The organism is Alteromonas confluentis (genome assembly GCF_001757105.1).
GTDB classification, from domain to species: Bacteria; Pseudomonadota; Gammaproteobacteria; order Enterobacterales; family Alteromonadaceae; genus Alteromonas; species Alteromonas confluentis.
Genome location: NZ_MDHN01000004.1, coordinates 226,252 through 233,470, shown reverse-complemented (window position 1 = coordinate 233,470; position 7,219 = coordinate 226,252). Strand labels below are relative to the sequence as shown.

Genomic DNA, 7,219 nt, shown 5'->3' with positions numbered 1-7,219 from the left:
ATCATAGAAAGCATTAAACGGCGGGTGCGTGATGGTAGCGTGCTGCGCTTAATCAGCCAGTTCTTAACAAGTGGGGTGATGGTTGAAGGCCATTGGCAGCAGACAGACACAGGGAGTCCGCAAGGTGGGGTAATCAGCCCCTTGATAGCGAACATCTATCTGGATGCGTTTGATAAGGAGATGATGCAACGTGGCCACCGCATAGTGCGCTACGCTGATGATATTCTTATCTTGTGTCGCAGTCGTTCAGCGGCAGAGAATGCGCAACGACAAGCGACCCAAATCCTTGAAGGTAAACTGAAGCTGACCGTGAACACAGAGAAAACCCACATCACACACAGTGATGCGGGTGTCAGGTTCCTTGGTGTGGAAATCGGGACGAAATATACCCGAATCCAAGCGAAGAAACTGGCATTGTTCAAAATGAAGCTAAAGGAGATGACAAAACGCAACGGGGGAAAACCGTTGTCACATGTCATCAACAGACTGAATCCACTGCTAAGAGGGTTCAGCCAGTACTTCAGGATTGCCAATGCCAGCAGGGCATTCAAGCAAATCGCGAGTTGGCTGAGACGCAGACTGCGCAGTGTTCAACTGAAGTTATGGAAAAAGGCGAGCCGCCTGCATCGCTGGCTACGACAGCGGGGCTACAAAGGCAAGTTCGCGTCCATGAGCATGACGAGTTGGCGCAGCGCAAGAAGCCCACTGGCAAGCTACGCGATGCCAAACAGCTGGTTTAACGAACTTGGACTGGTGAATCTGGAAGACGTTAGAACGGGAAATGTGCCCAGCAATTACGCTGGATAAACTGTACAGGAGCCGTATACGAGGCCCGTACGTACGGTTCTGTGAGAGGGATGAGGCGGTGATGCCTCACCCTACTCGATGTTTTCTTGTCCCCTGCAATGCCAGTTCATTTCTCTCGGCCAATACATTCCTACTCTCGCTAACACACATTCACTTCAGGTTTCTAAAGGAGCTGAAAACTTTAACCAGGTTAAAGAAGGTTGGTACATCCAAAACATTTTTGGTTACTATGTATGGGTAAATGCCATATTTAATATTTTGGCAATGTCAGAATCATAGATTCATATTTGGTTGCTATTCAGGAGTGCGCAATGCCAGTTGCCCGAAAACACAATGTGTTGACACCCGACGAATACTTACAGGAAGAGCTTGAAGCACCTGTTAAACGGGAGCTTATTGATGGTCAGGTTTATGCGATGGCCGGAGCCAGCGCTAACCATGAGAGAATAGCCGGAAATTTTTATAGTGAGTTAAGAAATCACTTAAAAGCGACTCCCTGCGAGCCATTCAGCTCAGATATGAAAGTGCGCGTTCGTGATAATTTCTATTATCCCGATGTGTTGGTCGATTGTGATTTTGATGAGTCAGAGCCATATTTTACATCAACGCCGGTAATCATTGTGGAAGTGATTTCACGCTCTACTCGTAAAATGGATGAGAAGCAAAAGTTACTTGAGTACATCAATATTCCTACACTTAAAGAGTACGTGCTGATTGAACAGGACGTAGCAGATGTTACCGTTTACAGAAGAAGCGATGACTGGCGCTCCACCCACTATTTTTTAGGTGAAGAAATTCACTTTGAATCGATAGATTTTACTATCCGGGTAGAAGACATTTATCTTCGCGTAAAAAATGAAGATGTTGTGGCATTCCTTGAACAACATTCCGAATCTTAAAACTTAGCTTTTCACGCGGGCTTTAGAACACCTTCTTTATCCCCGGGATTGTTCGCTGAATCATGCAATTCCCCTAATAAATCACCCTTGACAAAATCTTTACATTTAACTCGACCGGAAGTGAAAAAGTCGCTAAATTAGCCGAACTTTGTAGTTGTGGTATCTAAAGTTCAAGGATGAAAACATGAATAACGTTGTACGTGTCTTTTCTCTTTCTGCGTTGGCGCTGGCTGTATCTGCATGCGGTGGCGGCGGAGGCTCTGACAGTTCTTCCGGCGGCGGCACACAAACGCCGTCAAAAACACCTCTGCAGATCATTTCTGACGCGCAATCTCATTCCAAATCTCAGTTAACCACAGCTGCAAAAACGCAGGCTAACACCCGTTACAGTGGTGAATCGGGCAAGGCAGAGATAGATATTGCCCTGGCCCAGCATGTATACAGCGTATTATTTGACGATAACATTATCACTGTGCCTGATACCGGTGAACATGAAATTAAAAATGAACTTAGTAGTGACGGCTCAATTAACAGCACCCTTCAGTGTGATGAAAGCGGCACGGTGAAATATACCGGTAAGTTTAATGACAACGGTATTGGTAAGTTGTCTATGGATTTCAGTGATTGTCAGTCTTATTACAATAGTTTCGCGTTATCTGGTGTGGCAGCTATTTCTATTGATGTCGCTACTGACAGCAAAATAGAATATTCCTTGTATTTCTCCAATCTTAATTGGGAAGACGACGTCCCGGTGTCTATGTCAGGCCTGATTACCTTTAGTGACTCATACTCAATGCAAAGCGGCGTGACAACGTCGGTTAGCGAGCAATATATAAGTGCCACGGTTGGCGATGAAAGCTACCTTATTGATACCAGCATGACCACCAGTGATAACTGGGAGTCACCTGAATTCCGGATTGACGGCCGTGTTAGTGTAGGTTCTGAAGGTTATGTGACTGTATCGCTGGACTCTGACGAGTTGGATGCGCCGTATTTTTACGGCAGTACTGTTGTATTTAACGACGGTGAAGCACAGTTGAAGTTCTGGCAGGGTATGGTGATGTACACGCAGGATCTCGACAATGACGGCGAGGCGGATGCGGGTAAGTACTTTGAAAGTGTTCACGGCTTTGTCACAACACCTGTAAGTGATACGGAATTATATAACCTCGCCGAAATTTCACTGACACCCTATGTAGAGTCGCCTTATCTGCAAGATTATGAGGGGCTGTCTGTGGCACAGGAAATTGTTGTGCTGCCTGGTAATTATTATGACCTCGATACCCCAGACGAAGATCTGACTGTCAGTTACAACTGGTATCTAGACGGCAGATTGCTTGAAGGCGTTCACGGTAACACCCTGCCCGCATACTCAGTGACGGTTGATCAGTGGCTTGAAGTGTCCATGGTGGTGTCTGACTCAATCAATAGCGTGGAATCCTATCCCATCAGCATCTATTTGGAAGATACTCCTGCGGTTGTTACGGTTAGTAATGTGCCGGAAATCGTCCGTGCTGGCGATACCATTACTTTCTCATTATCACTAACAGACGCAGATGTACCGGGCAATGAAAACCTGGCGGCATTGGCGAGCGCGCCTGAGGGGGCAACGTTAGCTACGGACGGCACGGTGACCTGGGTTGTACCGGACAATCAGCTTTTTAGTCAGATGGTGTATTCCTTCGGTGTGAGCAACAGTCAGAACCCAAATCACATCATTGAGGAATACTTTGAAATGACGGTGAATGCCGATAAGGCGCTGCCGTTGTTCCGTACTGGCGTGGAAGTGCCTCATCGGAATAATTCTCAGTGGGTGGCCGATTTTGATGGCGACGGTAGCAATGAGTTATTGGGGACTGACAATGGCTCACGGGTATTTTTACTGGTGCTGGTTGATGGTAAATATCAACAGAAGTGGGCATATCCCTATGCGCTGTCTGATGAACAGAATATCCGGCAAGTATTGCCTGCAGATATCGACGGGGATGGCACGCCTGAAATTTTAGTTATCACAGAAAAGACCTTCTGGTTGATTGATGATTTAACCAAAGATGCACGGGTTTTACTGGAAACCGACGACTATTTCAGTGAAGCGTTACTGGCTGACACCGATAACGATGGCGTCAATGAACTGATTTATTCTGTTAAGAACGCTGATTACAACGCCAGTGAAACCACCATTTTTATAAGTGAGTTGGGAAGTGAGCTGGTCACAACGCTCAGCTTCAGCACCAATAGCTTTCAGACAATCGCTGTCGGTAACGTGGATGCCGACAGCAATGTTGAGCTAGTTATGAACACCGGTCTGGTATACGACCTGACTACCGGTGCGAATGAATGGTTCTTCGGCTCCGGATTTGGTGATGCATTTGTTACAGTCGGCGACCTCAACGGTAATGGTATCGATGAGATTATTGGTGCCGGTGCCTGGGATGCGCTTTATGTGTATTCTGCTGTTGATAAATCTCAGCTGGCGTCATTGTCGCTTGAAGATACCTGCGATATGCATGCTTACAATCTCTACAATGATGCGACAGATGAAATTGTGGTAAGCGATTGCCAGTGGGGCAATGTAACCGCGTACTCTCTGAACGGTAGTAATCAACTGGATACAGCATGGCAAGTCGGGCTGCAGGATCACGGTTCCTCATCGCTTACCATGGGGGATATCGACAACGACGGCAGTGCGGAAATTTTATGGGGCTCAGGCACCAGTAGTTCAAGTGCAGACCGTCTGCTCACGGCAGACTACACTGCCGATGGTGCAACGGTAAAAGAAAATACAACCGGAGTTCAGCTTGATCAATTTTATGCCGCGGGCTGGTCTGAAATCACTTCCGGTGATGAGCGTGCTGTATTCTTTGTTCCCAGTACCGAAAGCGGTTACGACGGCTCTGTTGTCGTAACGATGACCGGCGATGGCACCACAACCGTGGGTGAAGAGCTGTCCTCTAACTGGGACCACAGTAATCAGGCGGTAACGACGGATTTCAATAACGATGGCGTAGGGGATATTTTCCTGCCTCTGACTTCCTTTTATGACGGCGCATTTGGTGCGGTGCAGCTAAGCGATATGTCTGTTCAGTACTCTGTTGATGGTGGTGACAATGACGGTACTATCGGTAAGATAATGGCCATAGACGTCAACGGCGACGGATATGAGGATGCGGTCTATCAGGACGGGTTAGCGATTAAAGTTGTCGACATTCAGAATCAGTTGCTGGTGGCATCGTATACGAGTCCTAATGGGATCAGTGATTTTGATGCGGTATTTATTGCTGATGTATTGAATCTGGTTGTGACTAACGGTTACCAGCAGGTACAGTTGCTGACGCTGGGAAGTAATGCATTTATTACCGGCAACTCATATGAAATTGAATGTCCGCAGGTGCTGTTTACCGGCGTTGAAAACAGCCGTCAGTTTGTTTGTTCCGGTGGTAACGATAAGCAAATGAACATGCTGACATTTTCTGACAGTGGTGTTGAACTGGTGGGGGAATACCGCTTCCCGTTTGAGATCATCGATATGATTGTGGACCCTGTTACTCCAACTAACGTACTAGTAGTAACCGGTGATGACGGCAGTTGGTACAGCTCTCATTCTATTCTGCGAAGCATTTCAACTCATGGCAATATTGTCTGGTCTGGTCCGAAATTGAACGGCAGAGCAGGAAAAGGCGCGCTGCGTGCTCGTGCATCTGAATCCGGCGATATAGACGTTATGCTTGGCACATCAGCAGGGATGTTTCTGATTCACTGATTGATGATGACGCTCAGGTGAATGCGCTTATCGGCTTTCACCTGAGTTCAGTCGCCAGGATGTGACAACGGTTATGTCGGCGTAAGCGATACCGAAAAGCACCGTATTATGCTGCGCCGTAAACAGGTAAAGTCAGCGTGAATTCAGTACCGGTATAGAGTTCACTTTCAACGCTGAGCATCCCATCATGCTCTGTTGCTATGTCATATGAGATGGAAAGTCCCAGGCCAGTACCCGTATCCTCGTCTTTAGTGGTGAAGAAAGGATTAAAGATCTTTTGCAGGTTTTCGTCAGAGATACCGCAGCCATTGTCACTAACGATGAGTTCTACAGTTCCGTTACTGTTCGCTTTGGTGCGTACTTTCAGCTTGCCCCGCCGTCCTGTTTCTTCAATCGCCTGAGCGCCGTTAATCAGCAGGTTAGTAATAACCTGAGAAATTTTACCCACGTTCATCATAACGCGGGGCAACTCTTCATAGTTAATGTCTACATCACAAACATATTTAAGCTTGTTGTTCACCAGCGCTAATGTGGTTTTCACGCAGTTATTCAAATCAAAAAGCTGCTTCTTATCCGTGTCGATTCTGGAAAATTGTTTAAGGCTGCTGACAATTTCTTCTACTCTTTGCAAGCCGTGTTCAGATTCTTTAATAAGTTGAGAAACGTCGTTACTAATAAAGTCCATTGACTGGTAGGCCTGAGAATTCTTTAATACAGCTATCTTTTCCAGCGCAACCTCATTGGTTTGTGCTTGTGTGACTTCCATCAGATCTTTGTAGAGTATTTCAAAGCTGGCTAAATACTCTTTCAGTGTGTCCAGATTACTACTAACAAAGCCCACAGGATTATTGATTTCGTGGGCGACACCGGCAGCAAGCTGACCGACTGACGACATCTTTTCCGCCTGAAGTAATTGCTGCTGAGTTTCTTTTAGCGATTTGTTCGACTGCGACAGTTCTTCATTTTTTCTATTCAATTCAGTGGTACGCTCAAGAACTCTATGTTCCAGAGACTGATTTAGAGCTTGTAAGGCATTTTCTGCTTCGGCTCTGCGGATATGCTCTTCTTCAAGATGAGATATTAGATGATTGAATACTGTTGCTAACTCTTCGAGCTCGTCGTTGGTGCGCACATTCACCTTAATATCTTCATATTTGTTTTCTTTAGAAGCCTGAATGAGCCTGCGGGCACCCTGTTGAAGAATATGGATCTGTTTAGTCAAATAGCTACCGAGGAAATAGGAAAACAGCGCAACAAGGACCATCTCAATGGCTGCAATGGTATAAGCCCACTGCTGAATGTCGCTCAGCGATGCTTTTACTGCCGCAATATTAATTCCAAGGTCAATATAACCGTACAAGGTATCATCAACCATAATCGAGCGGCGGATATCGTAAATACCATCACTGGCCAGGCTGACAGACGTATCGGCCTGAAAGTCTGAGTTTAGCGATTGTTCGTTACCACCTGATGCGAAAACTCTGCCGGCGGTATCTGTTATTTTGACGTAATGAATGTCTGAATCGGTAAGCAACTCATTGACATCAGCCTCAATGCCGGCCAGATCAAATGACAAAAATGCGTTCTTGGTCGTGGAATAGAACAAATTTGCCGTTGTATTTGCGCGTTTGACCACGGCATCGTTAACCAAGTTGGTCAGCAGGTTAAATGTTGTTGTCAGCAGCAATGCGAGCAACGTTGCTTCTATGAATGCTACACCCAGTATTGTTTTTAGTTTTAATGATATTCGCAT

4 protein-coding genes are annotated in these 7,219 nt (G+C 46.2%); 3 read left to right on the top strand and 1 reads right to left on the bottom strand.

What is annotated here, in order from left to right; all coding sequences use genetic code 11:
* The 3 genes from BFC18_RS01875 to BFC18_RS01860 form a co-directional block, all read left to right on the top strand.
* Nucleotides 1–807, top strand: an 807-nt coding sequence (locus tag BFC18_RS01875) for a reverse transcriptase domain-containing protein (protein ID WP_245680317.1), incomplete at its 5' end; no start/stop codon positions are given.
* Between the two features lie 311 nt (nt 808–1,118).
* Entirely contained in the window at nt 1,119–1,706 is a 588-nt protein-coding gene (locus BFC18_RS01865) for a Uma2 family endonuclease (RefSeq protein ID WP_070123480.1), read from the top strand.
* Between the two features lie 184 nt (nt 1,707–1,890).
* Nucleotides 1,891–5,466, top strand: coding sequence for an FG-GAP repeat domain-containing protein (locus tag BFC18_RS01860; protein ID WP_070123479.1), 3,576 nt, complete (start codon nt 1,891–1,893; stop codon nt 5,464–5,466).
* A gap of 106 nt (nt 5,467–5,572) precedes the next feature.
* Here BFC18_RS01860 and BFC18_RS01855 read toward each other — a convergent pair whose 3' ends face one another.
* Nucleotides 5,573–7,219, bottom strand: a complete 1,647-nt coding sequence (locus BFC18_RS01855) for a sensor histidine kinase (RefSeq protein ID WP_070123478.1) — start codon at nt 7,217–7,219, stop codon at nt 5,573–5,575.

Bases quoted from the DNA above. Each gene is read 5' to 3' on its own strand.
- BFC18_RS01865 (WP_070123480.1), top strand. From the start codon at position 1,119: ATGCCAGTTGCCCGAAAACACAATGTGTTGACACCCGACGAATACTTA.
- BFC18_RS01860 (WP_070123479.1), top strand. From the start codon at position 1,891: ATGAATAACGTTGTACGTGTCTTTTCTCTTTCTGCGTTGGCGCTGGCT.
- BFC18_RS01855 (WP_070123478.1), bottom strand. From the start codon at position 7,219: ATGCGAATATCATTAAAACTAAAAACAATACTGGGTGTAGCATTCATA.